The sequence below is a fragment of the Paenibacillus xinjiangensis genome (assembly GCF_059686975.1).
In genome coordinates this window covers 209,191-223,410 of the sequence record NZ_JCAALS010000004.1, presented here as the reverse complement: position 1 = coordinate 223,410, position 14,220 = coordinate 209,191, and the positions used below count along the sequence as shown (strand labels likewise).

Below are 14,220 nucleotides of genomic sequence, written 5' to 3'. Positions count from 1 at the left end.
TAAAGAAGTTGGGTTAGGGGGTTCTTCAATGCCGACTCCGAGCATGGAAGACTACTTGGAACGAATTTATAAGCTTATTGATGAGAAAGGCTACGCACGCGTGTCGGATATCGCCGAAGGTCTTGAGGTACATCCATCCTCCGTCACGAAGATGATCCAGAAGCTCGACAAAGATAATTACTTAATCTATGAGAAGTACCGCGGGCTTGTTCTTACGAACAAAGGGAAGAAGATGGGCAAGAGGCTCGTCGAACGCCATCATTTGCTCGAATCTTTTCTGTCGCTGATCGGCGTCCAGGAGGAGAACATTTATCGCGATGTCGAAGGTATTGAGCATCATTTGAGTTGGGACTCTATCACTTGTATTGAAACGCTCGTTGAATATTTCCGCCGCGAGCCAGCAAGAATGGACGAGCTAAGAGGTATTCATGCCGAGATAGATACGGAATAAGGAAAGCCTGCCGCATGCGGTAGGCTTTTCTTATTGCTTGTTCTGGCATGCTGATGTTGGCTGGGCGCATATGTATTCTTGACGGAAGAGGATATTCAAGCTTGCTTCTGTTATTCTGGAGGATGCTTATGGAGATTAATGCGGTATTCGAAGGCGGCGGTGTGAAAGGGATATCTCTTGCCGGGGCAGTCAGAGCGGCTATGCAGCATGGTATCAGCTTCGGTAGAGTAGCAGGCACATCAAGCGGTTCAATTGTAGCAGCGCTGCTAGCAGCCGGCTATGACGGCTTGCAGATTAAGCGAATTGTCGAGCTGACTCCGTATTCTTCATTCCTGAAACGCTCCTTTTTATTCAATATTCAAGTGATTGGTCCAGCAGCAAGGCTGTTTATTAAAAAGGGGCTATACAGCGGAGAAGCGTTGGAGAGGTGGGTAGCAGGGTTAATGGAAGTAAAAGGGATTCGTACCTTCGGGGACCTGTCTTCCTGTAAGCTAAGAATAGTGGCATCGGACATTACGAATGGGAGATTGCTTGTTCTTCCGGATGATATGCGGTTGTATGGATATGATCCCAATATGCTGAGTGTGGCGAAGGCTGTGAGAATGAGCGCAAGTATCCCTTATTTTTTCGATCCAGTAGCCATACGCTACAACAATCCTCAGGGAATGAATAAGGCGATGAAGCAGGAAACCGCTTATGTGGTCGACGGAGGTCTATTAAGTAATTTTCCACTGTGGATATTCGATCATGAACAGCATAATAGTCGGCATCCAGTCCCTACGGTAGGCTTCCAAATGGTCGGTAAAAACGACAATAGACCGCATCCTATACGCGGTCCATTGTCGATGTTTCAAGCGATGTTCGAGACGATGCTCGAAGCCCATGATGAGCGATATATTCAGAAAAACAATCGAGATCGTACGGTGAAGATCCCTACACTCGGTGTTCGTACTACGCAATTCCATCTGCCGGCAGGGACGGCTGAGCAATTGTATCAGTCAGGCTATCAAGCATCCGACAAGTATTTTGAAGGATTTTGTTAGCTTAATGGTATTTAGGCACATCGTCGTCATCATCCTTGCCACCTTCAATGACACGGAAGGGCGCTCGGCGAGACTTCGGCCGCTGCTGAGGCTGGGTCCGGTTCTGCTTCACGTAGGGTTTCGGACCTTTATTGTTACTTCCCCAGCTGGAAGGCGGGTATTTATATAGTAGAAAAATGCCGCCAAGTATAATAATCGGAATAAGAAAACTGCTAGGATTCAGCAATAGCCCATACACAATTCCGATGACCATTAGCGCCAGTACGATAATTGACGAAGCATTCCATCTCCGCGGCATTTTTACCATTGTCTCATTCCCGCCTTTATGTTTATATTTTGGTCATTTGCTTATCCAGCTCAAGCATCCGGTTGAAGGAAGCGATAGATACAGCAACCTGCTCATCCTTCGGCTCTTTGGTGGTTAGCAGTTGCAGCCATAAGCCTGGGTACCCCAGGTATCGAAGCACGGGTGTATCACGCAGAGCATTCGTCCAACGAAGAACTTCGTAAGAAATTCCGAGTACGATTGGAATTAGCAGTACCCGAATGTACACGCGCTCCCAGATGCTATCCCAAGTAAAGATCGGCAGTGAATAGATAATAACTCCGACGATTACGGTGAAGATAATAAAGCTGCTCCCACAGCGATAGTGAAGTCGGCTGTATTTCTGTACATTGCTGACCGTTAGGCTTACACCAGCCTCGTATGCGCTTATTACCTTATGCTCTGCGCCATGATATTGAAACAAGCGCTTAATAATAGGCGTTAATGACATGAGGTACAGGTAGGCGAGCAGCAATATGATTTTGATAAGTCCTTCTAATAGGTTATGACCGATTTTGCTCTCAAATACATTTGCGAACAATAGCTCTTCAAGCGCAGCAGGTACGGCAGTAAATATAAGCTTGCCGAATATGAAGGATAAGACGCCTGCTACAGCCACGCCTACGATCATGCTTAGGCTCCAGCCTGATTTGCCTTCGGCTTTTTTGGCTGCTGCTGCTCTTTCTTCTTCGGTCTGTTCGCCAGCTTCATCCTCCGCATAGGCTTCCATGGAGAAATTCAGATGCTGAGAGCCTTTGGCGCTGGATTCCACGATTCCAACTACACCCCGCACGAGCGGGATTTTCTTCAAACGCTGTACCCAGCGCTGGGAAGTGCGGGGCACTTCATAGAACACGATTTCATCATTTTTACGTCGAACGGCGGTTACGTTAACGTGCTTACCGGCGAACATTACGCCTTCAATAACCGCTTGTCCGCCATAAATGCTTTTTGGTGTTTGCGGCAAGAGCTTGTCACCTTCCTTAAGTTGCATCGTCCCTATCAGGTGACGAAGATTATAGAATGAATTCTAAATTCTATTGTACTTGATCTATCATGCAATTGCCAACGTGGATCAGCAATGTCTCTCATGCTGCAGACCCTTCGCGAAGATGATTATGCAAGCCGATTTTTTCGCATACTACAAATAACTTGGAAGGATATGAAGAAATGGGGGCTAAGCAATGGCACAGTCAGATCAGCACTCTCCTGATGGAGACAGCAACAGCTATGGAGAGAACCATCATACGAATAAGTGGATTTATGGCCTTAAGATCGGCTTCTTCGCCGGACTCATATGGGGAGTGATAAGATGGCTGTTTTATGAAATGAAGTTCACAAGAGAACTGCCTGGGATTATGGCCGATCCGTTCTTTCGCTCTACTTTCTTGAAGACGGGGTGGGGAATTGTTATCGGTATTGGCAGCTTTATTATATTCTCCATAATTGCAGCTCTGTTATATATGTTCCTTCTCGGTAAGCTGAGAGGGCCTTGGCCGGGATTAATATATGGAGCGGTATGGTGGGCCATCGTCTTCCTCATACTGGGGCCGCTGCTTCGCATGACTCAGTCTGTTACAACAGCAGGCTGGAATACACTAAGCTCAGAATTTTGTGTTTTTCTATTATGGGGGCTGTTTATCGGCTATTCGATTGCCTTCGAATTTACGGATGAGGCGTCCAGAGAGCCGGTCACAGCACACTAACACAGTTATGACTTCTCAAGCAGCGGGCATTTGTGGTAAAATGGCAAGTGATCTTTTGCACTCTGCAAAAATCTGCTGCCTGGGAGGTGTAAAGTTGCTTAGAATCGTTGTATTAAACGGACCGAACCTCAATATGCTCGGAGTCCGCGAGCCAGGCATATATGGCACGGAAACGCTCGCTCAGATCGAAGAGGATCTAAGAGAACAAGCTGCAAAGCTTGGCGTGGAGGTTGACTTTTTCCAGTCGAACCACGAAGGCGCTCTTATTGATCGGATACATAGTGCAATCGGCCAAGCTGATGGCATCTTGATTAATCCCGGGGCTCTGACGCACTACAGCTATGCACTGAGAGATGCGCTAAGCACGGTTGCTCTACCGGTAGTTGAGGTTCATTTGTCCAATATTCATAAACGGGAGTCGTTCCGCCATGTATCGGTTATTGCTCCAGTAGCAGTCGGACAAATTGCCGGCTTCGGTGGACACAGTTATGTACTTGGATTAACGGCCCTTGTGTGCAAGCTTCAAAATGGTTAAACGTGAGAGGAGAGTCGTTCATGTCACAAGTTAGAGTGAATCGGCTGCGGCAATTACTTGTCGAACAGGGCTTGGAAGCGATCATTATCGCAAGCGAATACAATCGCAAATACATCAGTGGTTTTACCGGTTCTTCCGGTACCGTCCTCATCACGCTAGCTGACAGCTATTTATTGACAGATTTCCGTTACATGACACAAGCACCTGAGCAGGCTGTAGGATTTACTCTAATTGAGCATGGCCCTAAGCCCATTGAGAGTGTTCGTGAGCTGCTGAAGCAAAAAGGAATTCAAAGCGCCGCTTTTGAACAGGACTATGTTGCTTATGGTGAATATGCGGCTTGGGGTGGACTACTTGGCGACATTAAGCTGAAGCCAGCCTCTGGCTTGGTTGAGAAGCTGCGGATGGTTAAAGATGAAGCTGAGCTGCAGGTCATGCAGGAAGCAGCAGATTTGGCGGATGATACCTTCCAGCATATAGTGAAGCTATTGCAGCCTGGCGTCAAAGAAAGCGATATTGCGCTCGAAATGGAAATCTATATGCGCAGTCACGGTGCTACCTCGTCGTCCTTCGACACGATTGTTGCTTCTGGAGAACGCTCTGCATTGCCTCATGGCGTTGCAAGTGAGCGTATCATCGGGAATAATGAATTTGTTAAGCTGGATTTCGGCGCTTATTACAAGGGGTATTGCTCGGATATCACTCGAACAGTCGTGGTTGGAACTCCGACGGATAAGCATCGTGAAATTTACAGCATCGTGCTGGAAGCGCAGCTTCATGCTCTTGAGCATATTCGCCCTGGTATGACCGGTAAGGAAGCGGATGCACTGACACGCGACATTATTACGAAATACGGTTACGGCGAGCAATTCGGCCACAGCACCGGACATGGCCTTGGTATGGAAGTGCACGAATATCCAAGACTGTCGAAGCTTAGCGACATGATTTTAACCCCCGGCATGACTGTGACGGTTGAGCCCGGTATCTATCTCCCCGGCTTCGGTGGAGTGCGTATCGAGGATGATATCGTCATCACGGAATCCGGTATTAAAATATTAACCTCATCTCCAAAGGCATTATTGACTTTGGGATAGGAACCTATTATGCGGAAATTCAGGAGGGAATAAGCAGTGATCTCAGTAAATGATTTTAAAACAGGCTTAACCGTCGAGGTAGACGGAGATATTTTCTCAGTAACCGATTTTCAACACGTTAAACCGGGTAAAGGTGCGGCATTCGTTCGCTCCAAATTGAAAAACTTGCGTAACGGCAACGTGGTAGAAAAAACGTTCCGTGCAGGCGAGAGCATTGGCCGCGCGATCATCGAGAACCGTGCTGTTCAATATTTGTACAACTCCGGCAGCGAGTATACATTCATGGATAATGAAACGTATGACCAGTTCAACCTGGACAAATCGCAGCTTGAATGGGAGCTTAACTTCCTGAAAGAAAACATGACGGTTAACATCTCCAGCTATCAAGGCGAAATTATCGGCATCCAAATGCCGAACAGCGTAGACTTGAAAGTTGTAGAAACAGAGCCGGGCGTGAAAGGCAATACAGCACAAGGGGCAACGAAAAGCGCTAAGCTTGAGACAGGCCACAGTGTACAAGTTCCACTCTTCATTAACGAAGGCGATGTACTGCTGGTTGATACACGTGAAGGCAAATACATCTCCCGTGCTTAGCAGCTAGGGTCAGACCGTTCGAAGCTTTATTCGAGCGGTTTTTTTTATGGTTGGATATACCCAGATAAGCAGGTATTGTGTTATAATATTGTCTTGTATGTATATGTCAAGGTTGGGAGTGAATCAGCTTTGTCGTTGATAGTGATGAAGTTTGGCGGAAGCTCGGTAGGATCACCTGAGCGGATGCAGAGAGTTGCGAAACGGATAATTGAAAGTAAGCAAGCGGGCAACCGCATTGTTGTAGTCGTATCTGCTATGGGAGATACAACAGATGATCTAATCGACCAGTCGAAGCTGCTCAATCCGAATCCGCCCGCGCGGGAGATGGATATGCTGCTGACGACCGGCGAACAAATATCGGTTGCGCTCTTGTCTATGACCATACATCAGCTTGGTGATCAGGCGGTTTCCTTAACCGGCTGGCAAGCGGGTATTCGCACAGAGGCAGTGCACAGCAAAGCGAAGATAACAGATATTAGACCGGACCGGCTGTTCAAAGAGCTGGATGAGAATAACATCGTTATCGTTGCAGGCTTCCAAGGCATGTCCGAGGAAGGCGATATTACAACGCTTGGGCGCGGGGGTTCGGACACGACTGCCGTGGCGTTAGCTGCAGCGATTGAAGCGGATGTATGCGAAATCTATACCGATGTTGACGGTATTTATTCGACTGATCCGCGTGTTGTGAAATGCGCGCGTAAGCTGAATGAAATTTCGTATGACGAGATGCTGGAGCTTGCCCACTTGGGTGCAGCAGTGCTTCATCCACGCGCAGTGGAATATGCGAAGCATAACAACGTGAAGCTTGTTGTACGTTCCAGCTTTACGCAAAATGAAGGTACCAGTGTGAAGGAGGAAGCGGTCATGGAGCAGGGCGTGGTCGTTCGCGGCATCGCATTTGACAAAAATGTAGCAAGAATCAGCATTCTCGGTGTAGAGGATATACCTGGTGTGCTCGCGAAAGTGTTCGGTACATTAGCTAACAATAGCATTGATGTTGATATTATTGTACAGAGCAGTGCACAGGATGGGAAAGCAGACTTTTCCTTCACGTTATCCCTTGATGACAAGGACAAGGCGGTACAGGTGCTTGAAGGTATCCGTGGCGAGCTTTCCTTCGATGAGATCACATCAGAGCAGAACCTCGTGAAGGTATCGATCGTTGGTGCCGGCATGGTGAGCAACCCTGGAGTAGCAGCAACGATGTTCAAAGCGATCTCTGAGCTTGGTGTCAGCATCAAGCTGGTCAGCACGTCAGAGATTAAAGTTTCTTGTGTCATTGCTGCTGAGCCGCTGCAGGAAGTTGTGCGCGCGCTTCATACAGCTTATGGACTAGACACGACAGAGCAAGCATTCGTAGGCGGACCTCAAGACCGCAGATAGTGAATGCTTCAAAAAAAGGACGAAATGATAGATCAGGCTATAATCCTGATCGTGTCATTTCGTCCTTTTTTGCTTTGATATATACGGAATATCATTATGCAGATCCAGTTCAAGAGCTGATCAGCGTATCTCCTTGCAGCCTAGGTACCTCATTATATAGATCAACGAAAGAGCAGCTAACCACATCATTCTTCAATCCTAGCTTAATTAGCTTCCTCCCGCTGACTCCAGACAACACGGTATCTTGTATGAAGGAGCTGCGATGATGATAGAAGGCGAGCATCGCCATGCCGAAGTCATCCATCTCCAGAGGGGTACTCATTAGAAGCTTGAGTTTCTCCAGCAGCAAGCCCGCACATAGTCCATCCTCCATGGCGAATTCATCATTGTTGCCAGCACATAGAATAACTACATCACGACGCAGATCGACCGCCGCCTTCGCACAGGCCGAAGCGTTGAGCAAGGAAGCTGTTAATACATAATCCGCCCGCATGGACTTCTGAATAGCTCTAGTGCCATTCGTAGTCGTTAATATAATGCGATGGTTCTTAATTGCGCCAAGCCGATATTCATCAGGAGAGTTGCCCAGATCAAATCCAGGAATTTTGCGACAATAGCGTTCTCCTCCGAGTAAATCGCCAGGACGCTGAGCAGCGCGTGCTTCCATGACAGTCTCAATCGGTATAATACCGGATGCCCCGGCTGCAAGAGCAGTCACAATCGTACTAGTGGCTCTGAGAACGTCGACAATAATGGCGGTTTTATGATGAAATTGTGCGGAGCTAGCCTCATTCGTGCTGGATATCACCTGCACCTGCATAATGGTTCGTCTTCCTTTCCCCGTATCAATAAGTTCCTAAGATCCAATCATGCAAGCAATATATGCACAGAATGCTAGGCGTGTGCCCGTTAGACTGGCATGAATGCAAGACAAGCTTGCATATGATAGAGCATAGACCTAATGGAAGGCTCTTCAAAGGCATCGTTACGTCATATGCAAGGGAGGTTATTATGCTGTGATTAATAAAATCGTATTGACCATGGCCCTGCTGCGGATGACATCAGGGACAATTGAAATAAGTGCAGCTCTGCTGATGCTTCGACTGAATCAAGTGGATAAGGCGCTAGTCGTTAATTCATCTCTTGCTTTAGTAGGTCCGCTTATATTAATCGCTACGACAACAATTGGCTTGGTGGGTCTGTCGGATAAGCTATCATTCGGGAAGCTGGCTTGGATAGCGGCTGGAGTAGCTTGCTTGCTCATTGGTGTGCTGAAGAAATAGTAGATTCGATTCTACTAATTGCAAGCTTTGTAGACATATTTTTGCTAATGAAGCATACAAATGATACTACGAAGGACAAACATCCGGGAGTGATGATCACATGCTAAGCCGCGTGGTGCACCTGCTGCCGTTGGAGCTGAAGGCTGTTCTTGAGAGAATGCCAGAATCAGCTATGGAGCAGCTTGAAGAGATTCGCATACGTGAGGGAAGACCGCTCGAGATCGGGATTCGCGGGCAATCGCGATTCGCTGCGACGGACGGAACACTCCGATTAACAGCTGACGGAGCATTCAAGCCGACGGCCGATATGTGCAGAAAGCTGCTGGAGAAAATTACGAATTATTCACTCTATGCTATGGAAGAGGAGCTTAAGAGGGGGTTTATCACCGTCGCTGGCGGCCATAGAATCGGACTAGCCGGCCGTACGGTGCTGGACAGCGGGAACGTAAGAGGCATTCGCGATATTGGCGCATTCAACATTCGAATTGCGCGGGAGGTCATTGGTTCATCCAATCATCTTCTGCCCAAGCTGCTAGATCGAAGCCGCAGAACGATTCACTCCACGCTTATTCTTGCCCCTCCCCAGCAAGGGAAGACGACCATTATTCGAGATATAGCACGTTCCGTCAGCTACGGGCTGTGGGGACTTGGAGAAGCGGTTGGCTGGCAGGGCAGAAAGGTTGGAATTGTGGACGAGCGTTCGGAGATAGCAGCATCTATAAGGGGCATACCAACCTTCGATATCGGTCCTCGCACCGATGTCATGGATGCATGTCCGAAGGCGGAAGGCATGATGATGCTGCTGCGCTCCATGTCCCCGGAGATTGTAATAGCAGATGAAATAGGCCGTCCTGAGGATGGCGAGGCGATCAGGGAGGCTAGTCATGCAGGAATAAGTGTAATCGCAACTGCTCATGCTTATGATCTTCAGGATGCGCGTGGACGACCTGTTCTGCGCAAGCTGCTGGAGGATGGAGCATTCTCCCTTGTCGTTGAGCTTAGACGCACAGCCGAGGGCTTCATGCACCGGGTGGTCGCTGCTGACTCAAGTGGAAAGGGGCCTGGTGCAAGGGAGCCTACAGGTATCGATCTGCGAGGCGACATGGACCGAGCTCCCCTCGCTAGCAGTCTCCTTAGGGGCGATGGACTGTGATCAAGCTGCTAGGTGCTGTTCTGATTCTCTTCGCGGGAACAATGTACGGTTTTCAACAGGCCGCAAGGTTTGCAGCTAGGCCTCGTCAGCTTCGTCAGGTCGCCCATGCCTTGCAGCGGCTGGAGACGGAGATTGGCTATGGGCAGACGCCTCTGCCCGAGGCGCTGGAGCGGACGGCGCACAATGTTCCACCTCCCATGTCAGCCATCTTGGCGGAAGCAGCGAGCGGAATTTCTGGCTCCAGCGAGCTATCCTTTCGGGAGAGCTGGGAGCAGGCCGTTCATAACGGATGGCCGCTCACTTCGATGCGTGCTAATGAGCAAGCGGTTCTGCTGCGGCTTGGCTCAGCTCTGGGTATTAGTGACAAGGAGGATCAGATGAAGCATCTGCGTCTTGCGCTGCTTCAATTGAAGACGGAAGAAGACGCAGCAAGAGAAGATCAAGCCCGTTACGAGAAAATGTGGAAAAGCCTAGGCGTATTGATCGCAGTGCTTGTCGTCATATTGATGGTTTAGTGGGGTGCCGCTCAAATGAACATGGATGTGAGCGCCATTTTCCAAATAGCAGGCATCGGGATCATTATCGCAATGATTCATACGGTGCTTAAGCAGATGGGGAAAGAAGATATGGCGCACTGGGTTACGCTCATCGGATTTGTTGTTGTATTGTTCATGGTGGTCCGAATGCTTAATGATCTGTTTCAAGAGATCAAAACGATTTTTTTATTTCAATGAAGAGTACTGAGAAGCAGCAAGCAAGTAGGTGAACCAAGTGGAAATCATTCAAATTGTCGGTCTTGGACTTATTGCTACCGTCCTTATTCTCGTCATCAGGGAACAAAAGCCGCTGTTCGCATTCCTGCTTGCAGCATTTACAGGCATTTTCATTTTCTTATTCTTAATTGGCAAGATCGAATCGGTCATAACCGTTCTGGAAGATCTGGCAAACCGCTCTGGCATCCCATCGATCTATTTGAAGACCATTCTGAAGATCATTGGCATCGCCTATATTGCTGAATTCGGAGCACAGATTGTTCGAGATGCCGGACAAGAGAGCATAGCATCCAAGATCGAATTTGCTGGTAAAGTTCTTATACTCGTCATGGCTGTTCCTATTATCAGCGTCATTGTGGAGACGGTCATGGGCCTTCTGCCGGCGGGGAGCTGATGCGAAGAATGAATAAGTTATCCCGAGTGATTGCTAAGCTGCTTGCGGCTGTGTTGTGTTCGTTGCTGCTCTTCCTGCTGGCACCTGCTCCAGCGGTTTCAGGGGCAGAAGCTCCGAGCAGTCCGGAGGCGGGGGCAGGGATGCTGCCAGATCAACTGACAGGATCTCAGCTTGAGGATATGGACACGGAAGCGGTGGAGCAGTATTGGAATAAGCTGAAGGACGACTATGGGGGGTTTTTTCCAGATCAGCAAATACCGAGCTTCTTCGAAATGATCATGCCTGGCGGAGAAGGGCTCAAGCTGGAGACAGTGCTGAAGGGGCTGCTGAGCTATTTCTTCCACGAGGTGCTGTATAACGGTAAGCTTCTGGTCACGATCGTGATGCTTACGGTGTTCAGCATGGTACTCGAAACGCTGCAGAACGCTTTTGAACGGAACGCCGTTAGTAAAGTAGCTTACTCCATCGCTTACATGGTGCTAGTTATCATTGCGGTCAACAGCTTTCATGTGGCAATAGGCTATGCCAAGGATGCGATTGGCGGAATGATTCAATTCATGCTGGCGATGATGCCGCTGCTCCTTACACTGCTGGCTTCGATGGGCAATATCGTTACAGTGTCTGTGCTGCATCCCCTTATTATTTTTATGATACATGCGGTTGGCACATTGATCTACACCGTCGTGTTCCCGCTGCTGTTCTTCTCGGCGGTCCTGCATATCGTCAGTGCATTAACAGATAAATTCAAAGTTACACAGCTCGCTAATCTGCTCAAAAATATCGGGGTAGCCGTTATGGGGGTTCTGGTCACTGTATTTCTCGGGGTCATCTCTGTACAAGGTGCCAAAGGAGCCGTGACGGACGGCATTACGATGCGGACAGCGAAGTTCGTAACGGGTAACTTCGTTCCAGTAGTCGGACGCATGTTCTCGGATGCAGCAGATACCGTTATCTCAGCATCTATGCTTGCCAAGAACGCGATCGGTCTAGCTGGCGTGATTATTCTGCTGTTCCTCTGTGCATTCCCGGCTATCAAAATTTTGACGCTTGCGCTGATCTACAATGTATCCGCGGCGGTCATGCAGCCTCTTGGAGATTCACCGATCATTGATTGCCTGCAGACGATTGGAAAGACGATGATCTACGTATTCGCTGCACTTGCTGCTGTCAGTCTGATGTTCTTCCTGGCGGTGACGATTGTATTAACAGCCGGCAATGCTGCAATTATGGTGCGTTGACAGCAATCGTCAAGGAAAGGAGCTGGAGAGATGATTACCTGGCTGAGTGAGTGGCTGAAGGATATTATCGCTGTCATTATGCTTGCCGTGCTCGTAGAGCTTATCCTACCTAACAAATCGATGCAGCGTTATGCGAGACTTGTAATCGGCTTACTCATTCTGCTAACGATATTGTCTCCAGTGCTTCGACTATTGCAAGGCGATTTCAATGCGAGATTGAATAATGGCATACAGCTGTGGGAAGAGAGTGCCTCGGAGTACAAGATCAAGATGCCCACTCTGGAGGACATTAATCAAAATGCGACGAAGCTTAGCGAGAAGCGAAATGAGGAAGCGGCTGCCTTGACGAAGCGAACCTTGGAGTCTGCAATGAAGCAAGAACTTGTCGAGAGAACGAATGCTCCGATAGATACCGTTGAGGTGCAGCTGCGATGGGTGAAGAATGGACAAGAGATGGTGCCTTATATAGATGGCGTTATGGTCACCTTCGCATCATCGGGTCCATCCGGTATAGACAGTAATAAGGATTCACCCAAACAGCAGAGAAATGTTCAGGATGTTGAGCCTGTTGCGGTTGATGTTGATATTGGTGAGGTCGCTGTTGAGCCTGTAGGAGAAGAAGAAGCTGAGGGTGAGCATTCTGATGATGCATCAGTGAGTGAAGCCGCGGAGGTATGGGCCAGGGTGGAGCCAGCAGTTGATGAGCAAATCCGCAGTGTGCTGGCCGATGCTTGGGGGATTAAACCGGATATCATTGTCATACGTCAGCCGGCAGCAAGAGAGCTGGAAGAATAGAGCTGGGTTTGAGAGAGGGAGAGGGGTGATGCCGTGGCCAAATGGCTGGAAGGATTAGAATCCGTCGTTGGCGGAGGCGGTCCCGGAGGACCGAAGCGAGTAAAAACATTGCGTCTATTGCTTATTATCGGCTGTATTGGGGCAGCGCTTATGGTATTGAATTCCTTCCTAACCTTTGATAAGGTCGAGCCCTCCTCTCAGGATCCGAATCCTCTCCCTGTGGATGAGGCTGCATGGAACGGCAAGGTCACATCAGACAGCTCACCCTTTCAGGCCATCGAACAGCCGCTTGAGAGCAGGCTCAAAGAAATACTGGAGAAAATCGTTGGAGTCGGTACCGTGGACGTGATGGTGACGATTGATTCGACGGAGGAGACGATTTTTGAACGTGAAGAGAGTCAGTCACAATCGATTACGGACGAGAATGACAAAAACGGTGGTCGAAGACATATAAGCACGGTTACGAAGGAAGGCAAGGTCGTCATTGTAGAGGTGTCTGGTGATCAGAAGCCTATCGTAACCAAAACGATTAATCCGCGTATCCGCGGAGTGCTGATCGTCGCCAAAGGCGCTGAGAATGCGACCGTGAGACGCCTCATCATAGATGCAGTGGAGAAAGGCGTGAATGTCCCTGTCAACCGAATTTCCGTGGCGCCAAGCAAGCAATAAAACCAATTCCATTATTAGGAGGCTGTTCTTATGAACACGAAAAGACAAACGATTTGGCTCGTATCGATGCTTAGTTTAATGGTAGTATTATCAGCCTATTACTTATTCACACAGGACTCAAGCTCGCCAGATCTGCTGACAGATGGAACTCAGACGGAGCAAGGCACGAATCAAAATGCAACAAGCGCAGCAGCTGGAAGCACGGGAATTGTGCCAGATGAAGTTCAGACGACTGACAGCACGGAGATCAGCCCTGAGGATCAAGAGGTTCTGGAGCAGCTCGAAGCGCAAGGAACAGTGATCTCCAGTGATTTTGCCGAGGCACAGCTCAAACGAACCCAGCAATATGACGAGAAGTCGAATGAGCTTCTAGCTATCATAGCGAATACGCAGAAAAACACGCAAGAGCAAGTAACAGCAGCTGCTAATGAGCTTAGCCTTCTGGAAGAGAAAAACACGAAGCTGACGAGCCTAGAGGAAGAATTAATGAAGGATTTCCACACAGCCATTATCGATGAGCAGAATGACCGATACAACGTGCTGGTGGAAAGTGAAAAGCTAGAAAAAAGTCAAGCAGCTGATATTATTGAGCTTGTTATGACAACACTTGAAGTGAGCCCTGAGCAAATCTCTGTTCAGTTCGTACCTTAATAATAATCCAACTAAGGGTAATGCTACCAATAGAGGCTGGGCGGAGACTTCTCCTGCTCGGCCTCTTCCCTTTAGCCGCCAATTGAGCGTACCCTCACATCATTCGGGAACAATCTTCCCCTCCAAATGAGGA

At 48.6% G+C, this 14,220-nt stretch carries 19 protein-coding genes; 16 read left to right on the top strand and 3 right to left on the bottom strand.

Features of this window, described 5'->3' with window-relative positions; all coding sequences use genetic code 11:
- Positions 1-28 precede the first annotated feature (28 nt).
- Both mntR and AC6ESP_RS06360 read left to right on the top strand, forming a co-directional pair.
- Positions 29-451, top strand: coding sequence for a transcriptional regulator MntR (gene mntR / locus AC6ESP_RS06365; RefSeq protein ID WP_497095849.1), 423 nt, complete (start codon positions 29-31; stop codon positions 449-451).
- Positions 452-579: 128 nt separating this feature from the next.
- Entirely contained in the window at positions 580-1,494 is a 915-nt protein-coding gene (locus tag AC6ESP_RS06360) for a patatin-like phospholipase family protein (protein WP_497095848.1), read from the top strand.
- Between the two features lies 1 nt (position 1,495).
- On the opposite strand, the gene AC6ESP_RS06355 is transcribed toward AC6ESP_RS06360, so the two are convergent.
- Together AC6ESP_RS06355 and AC6ESP_RS06350 are read right to left on the bottom strand one after the other, a co-directional pair.
- On the bottom strand, positions 1,496-1,801 hold the full coding sequence (locus tag AC6ESP_RS06355) for a hypothetical protein (protein ID WP_497095847.1): 306 nt from the start codon (positions 1,799-1,801) through the stop codon (positions 1,496-1,498).
- Between the two features lie 22 nt (positions 1,802-1,823).
- Positions 1,824-2,813, bottom strand: a complete 990-nt coding sequence (locus AC6ESP_RS06350; protein ID WP_497095846.1) for a DUF1385 domain-containing protein — start codon at positions 2,811-2,813, stop codon at positions 1,824-1,826.
- 190 nt (positions 2,814-3,003) lie between these two features.
- Here AC6ESP_RS06350 and AC6ESP_RS06345 point away from each other — a divergent pair, with 190 nt between their 5' ends.
- From AC6ESP_RS06345 to AC6ESP_RS06325, 5 genes are all read left to right on the top strand, one after another.
- Positions 3,004-3,525, top strand: coding sequence for a YqhR family membrane protein (locus AC6ESP_RS06345; RefSeq protein ID WP_497095845.1), 522 nt, complete (start codon positions 3,004-3,006; stop codon positions 3,523-3,525).
- A 94-nt stretch (positions 3,526-3,619) separates the two neighbouring features.
- Positions 3,620-4,060 (top strand): type II 3-dehydroquinate dehydratase, encoded by a 441-nt coding sequence (aroQ, locus tag AC6ESP_RS06340; RefSeq protein WP_497095844.1) that lies wholly within the window; start codon positions 3,620-3,622, stop codon positions 4,058-4,060.
- Positions 4,061-4,080: 20 nt separating this feature from the next.
- Positions 4,081-5,154 (top strand): M24 family metallopeptidase, encoded by a 1,074-nt coding sequence (locus AC6ESP_RS06335; protein WP_497095843.1) that lies wholly within the window; start codon positions 4,081-4,083, stop codon positions 5,152-5,154.
- Between the two features lie 36 nt (positions 5,155-5,190).
- The gene (efp, locus tag AC6ESP_RS06330; protein ID WP_497095842.1) at positions 5,191-5,748 is read left to right on the top strand and encodes an elongation factor P; all 558 of its coding nucleotides are present in this window, start codon (positions 5,191-5,193) and stop codon (positions 5,746-5,748) included.
- Between the two features lie 129 nt (positions 5,749-5,877).
- Positions 5,878-7,131 carry an aspartate kinase gene (locus tag AC6ESP_RS06325; RefSeq protein ID WP_497095841.1) on the top strand — a complete coding sequence of 418 codons (1,254 nt, stop codon included), beginning with the start codon at positions 5,878-5,880 and terminating at the stop codon, positions 7,129-7,131.
- A gap of 109 nt (positions 7,132-7,240) precedes the next feature.
- Here AC6ESP_RS06325 and AC6ESP_RS06320 read toward each other — a convergent pair whose 3' ends face one another.
- Positions 7,241-7,951, bottom strand: coding sequence for a 2-phosphosulfolactate phosphatase (locus AC6ESP_RS06320; protein ID WP_497095840.1), 711 nt, complete (start codon positions 7,949-7,951; stop codon positions 7,241-7,243).
- A gap of 196 nt (positions 7,952-8,147) precedes the next feature.
- Between AC6ESP_RS06320 and AC6ESP_RS06315 the strand changes: the two genes are divergently transcribed.
- The 9 genes from AC6ESP_RS06315 (at position 8,148) to AC6ESP_RS06275 (ending at position 14,087) form a co-directional block, all read left to right on the top strand.
- Positions 8,148-8,414, top strand: a complete 267-nt coding sequence (locus AC6ESP_RS06315) for a YqhV family protein (protein ID WP_497095839.1) — start codon at positions 8,148-8,150, stop codon at positions 8,412-8,414.
- Between the two features lie 100 nt (positions 8,415-8,514).
- Positions 8,515-9,567 carry a stage III sporulation protein AA gene (spoIIIAA, locus tag AC6ESP_RS06310; RefSeq protein WP_497095838.1) on the top strand — a complete coding sequence of 351 codons (1,053 nt, stop codon included), beginning with the start codon at positions 8,515-8,517 and terminating at the stop codon, positions 9,565-9,567.
- Positions 9,564-10,082 carry a stage III sporulation protein SpoIIIAB gene (gene spoIIIAB / locus AC6ESP_RS06305; RefSeq protein ID WP_497095837.1) on the top strand — a complete coding sequence of 173 codons (519 nt, stop codon included), beginning with the start codon at positions 9,564-9,566 and terminating at the stop codon, positions 10,080-10,082. The genes spoIIIAA and spoIIIAB overlap by 4 nt, the downstream gene beginning before the upstream one ends.
- 15 nt (positions 10,083-10,097) lie before the next feature.
- Entirely contained in the window at positions 10,098-10,301 is a 204-nt protein-coding gene (gene spoIIIAC, locus AC6ESP_RS06300; protein ID WP_497095836.1) for a stage III sporulation protein AC, read from the top strand.
- 37 nt (positions 10,302-10,338) lie between these two features.
- Positions 10,339-10,734: a stage III sporulation protein AD gene (spoIIIAD, locus tag AC6ESP_RS06295; RefSeq protein WP_497095835.1), complete on the top strand. Its 396-nt coding sequence runs from the start codon at positions 10,339-10,341 to the stop codon at positions 10,732-10,734.
- Positions 10,734-11,972 (top strand): stage III sporulation protein AE, encoded by a 1,239-nt coding sequence (gene spoIIIAE, locus AC6ESP_RS06290; RefSeq protein WP_497095834.1) that lies wholly within the window; start codon positions 10,734-10,736, stop codon positions 11,970-11,972. Before spoIIIAD ends, spoIIIAE begins: the two co-directional genes overlap by 1 nt.
- A 30-nt stretch (positions 11,973-12,002) precedes the next feature.
- Positions 12,003-12,767, top strand: coding sequence for a stage III sporulation protein AF (spoIIIAF, locus tag AC6ESP_RS06285; RefSeq protein ID WP_497095833.1), 765 nt, complete (start codon positions 12,003-12,005; stop codon positions 12,765-12,767).
- Between the two features lie 33 nt (positions 12,768-12,800).
- Complete coding sequence (spoIIIAG, locus tag AC6ESP_RS06280; RefSeq protein WP_497095832.1) at positions 12,801-13,436, top strand: stage III sporulation protein AG; 636 nt, start codon at positions 12,801-12,803, stop codon at positions 13,434-13,436.
- Between the two features lie 30 nt (positions 13,437-13,466).
- Entirely contained in the window at positions 13,467-14,087 is a 621-nt protein-coding gene (locus tag AC6ESP_RS06275) for a SpoIIIAH-like family protein (RefSeq protein WP_497095831.1), read from the top strand.
- Positions 14,088-14,220 lie beyond the last annotated feature (133 nt).